Consider the following 2,764-nt stretch of genomic DNA (forward strand, 5'->3'; position numbering starts at 1 on the left):
TGGAGGGGGGCGGGCGACTAGGGGGCGACGCCCCGCGCTCGATGACATCACTGCCACAGGAGGGATCCATGACCCCAGCGCATGTGCTGGTGCTGACCCAGCCGGGTGACACCCACGCGGCCGCCGTCGTCCGTCACCTGCACGCCGCCGGTGCGGAGGTGACCGTGTTCGACCCCGCCGAGTTCCCCGCGGCGGCAACGCTGTCGCTGGCGGTGACGTCGACGGGGCGGGTGCGCCGGACGCTCACCCGGGGCCCGGACCGTGTCGATCTCGACGCGGTGGACGCGGTGTGGTTCCGCAGGCCGGGCGATCCCGTGGCACACGGGGAGACAACCGACCCGGCGATCAAGGAGTATGTCGAGCAGGAGTGTGAGGTGTTCGCGGCGGCACTGTGGGACGACCTCGATGCGCTCGCCGTGCCGGGGACCCGTGCCGACATCCGTTCCGCCGGACGCAAACAGACCCAACTGCGCCTCGCCGGCCGGCTCGGCTTCGAGCTTCCACCGACCCTCGTCACCACCGATCCGGACGCGTTTCTCGACTTCTGGGACGCGCACGAGGGCCGCGTGATCACCAAGCCCCTGCAACGGTCCTGGCTGGTGCGCGGCGACGAGAGCTACGCGCGGATGGCGGAGCCGGCGACCACGACCGACGTTGCCGCCGCCGACGCGGTTCGCCTGTGTCCGATGATTGTTCAGGCATACGTCCCGAAGCGGGTCGAGCTGCGCGTGACGGTGGTCGGAACCGAGGTGTTCGCCGCCGAGATCCACAGTCAGGACGCCAACCACACCCGGCTGGACTGGCGGTGCTACGACCCGTCGACGACCCGGTACGGGGTGCACACCCTGCCCGAGGACATCCGCAGACGGTGCGTGCTGCTCGTCGCCGAACTCGGATTGCGCTACGGCGCAATCGACCTGATCCTCACACCCGCCGGACACTACGTGTTCCTCGAGATCAATCCCTCCGGACAGTGGCTGTGGATCGAGGACGCCACCGGACTGCCCATCTGCGCCTCGATTGCGGATCTGCTGCGATCAGGCGCCGACCGCGACCTGCCACGACGACACATCGGAGCCCTGCCGTGACCGCACCGACCCCGTCCCTGCTCGACTCCGCGCTGACCGTGCTCCGCTCTCTCGGCCCGGACGATGCGGACCGGCGCGCGGACCGCGCGCTGGACCCACTGCGCGCCGAGCACCCGCGGAGCCGGATGCGGCTGCTCCGGCACCGCGAGGCCGTCGACGAGTCCGTCGGCTACGGGCTGCTGATCACCGAGCCCGGGGTGGGCACGACCTCCTTGTCCTGGACCCCGGCCACCGCGGTGCCCTGGTCGCTGCGCGGTGCGCAGCGCACCGCCGAGTCGATGCTGTTGCGGGTCAACGGCGAACCACTCGCGATCGAGGAGGCCATGGCGTACCTGGACGTGATGTGGGAGCGGACGGAGCTACTGGACCGGTTGATCACGGTGTGCCTGGTGCGGCAGGAACTGGCGGAGAATCCGATCCGGCCGGGCGCGGCGGAGTTGCAGCACGCGATGGACGCGTTCCGGAGGGCGCGCGGTCTGTTGACGGTGCCGGAAACCGAGGAGTGGATGCGGGAGCGGGCCCTCGGTCACGAGGCGTTCGAGGAACTGGTCGCCCAGGAGACCGCGATCGCCGAACTCAAGCGGCGCATCCTCGCCGAGCGTGGCCCGGATCCCGCCGTCCTCGACCGCCTCCGGGGGGTCAGGGTGCGGTTCGTGGAGCGCGGCGACGCGGATGCCTTCGTGACCCTGGTGCGCACGCGCGTGGATGCGGACGGCGCGGATGCGGCCGGGGTGTTCGCGGCGGCGGCCGCCGCCTTCGCTGGGGCGGCGACGGTGCGTGGAGCCGAGTTCGTGGAGGTCGCGGCGGCCGATCTGGGCCACGCCGCACCGGGAACCGTCCTCGGGCCGGTCGAATCCGAATCGGGCTGGGAGGTGACGCAGGTGCTCGCGGCGTTCCCGGCGGCTCCGGGGCCGGAGACGGATCGGCTGCTCGCCGACGCCGCGTTCGACGGCTGGATCGCCGAGCGACGGCGGGACGCGCGAATCGAGTGGTTCTGGGGTGCGGCGGACAAGACCCCCACCGCGGGTGTGGCGGCCCCGCGGTGACCGTGCCGGTCGTCACCCAGGACGGGCTCGCGGACTGCGGAGCCGCCTGCCTGGCGATGATCCTCGGTCACTTCGGGCATCGGTGTGGCGCAGTGGAGGTCGCCGACGAGGTGGGTGCCGGCCGGGACGGCCTCACCGCGCTCGCGCTGGTCCAGGCGGCCCGGGGGTACGGGCTCGAGGCACGGGGACTGGGTGTCCCGGCCGAGGGGGTGCTGAGTGGGCAGGTGCGTCTGCCTGCCGTGGCGCACTGGGGTGGAAACCATTTCGTCGTCGTCGAGTCGGTCGGCCCACGTGGGGTGCGCGTGGTCGATCCCGCGGCCGGCCGCCGACGGCTCGCCGGTGCCGACTTCGCTGCGGGCTACTCGGGGGTCGTACTCGAATTCGGCAGGGGAACAGTCGAACAGCGACCTCGACCTCCGCGAGGTCCGGGCCGCGCGCTGGTCGCGGGGATGCTGCGCCGCGGTCGAGGGCTCCTCGTCGGTGTGGTGCTCGCGTCGATCGTCGTGCAGGCCGTCGGGATGGCATTGCCGGTGGCCTCGGGGGTCCTGGTCGACCGGGTGATCCCCGACCGGGACCGGGCGCTGTGTAGGGGGGGGGGGGCGGGGTGGGGTGGACCCGGGGCCGCCCCCC

General features: G+C 72.4%; 3 protein-coding genes. All 3 read left to right on the top strand.

From position 1 onward, the window contains the following. The first annotated feature begins 68 nt into the window (after positions 1 to 68). Positions 69 to 1,088 carry an MvdC/MvdD family ATP grasp protein gene (locus tag ACWDU4_RS28205; protein WP_450117261.1) on the top strand — a complete coding sequence of 340 codons (1,020 nt, stop codon included), beginning with the start codon at positions 69 to 71 and terminating at the stop codon, positions 1,086 to 1,088. Further along, on the top strand, positions 1,085 to 2,134 hold the full coding sequence (locus ACWDU4_RS28210) for a TIGR04500 family putative peptide maturation system protein (RefSeq protein ID WP_450117262.1): 1,050 nt from the start codon (positions 1,085 to 1,087) through the stop codon (positions 2,132 to 2,134). Before ACWDU4_RS28205 ends, ACWDU4_RS28210 begins: the two co-directional genes overlap by 4 nt. Then, on the top strand, positions 2,131 to 2,764 hold a 634-nt coding region (locus ACWDU4_RS28215), incomplete at its 3' end, for a cysteine peptidase family C39 domain-containing protein (protein WP_450117263.1). The genes ACWDU4_RS28210 and ACWDU4_RS28215, both read left to right, overlap by 4 nt.

It is taken from the genome of Rhodococcus sp. NPDC003348 (assembly GCF_053589375.1).

Coding starts and splice junctions, on each gene's coding strand:
- ACWDU4_RS28205 (WP_450117261.1), top strand. CDS start 69: ATGACCCCAGCGCATGTGCTGGTGCTGACCCAGCCGGGTGACACCCAC.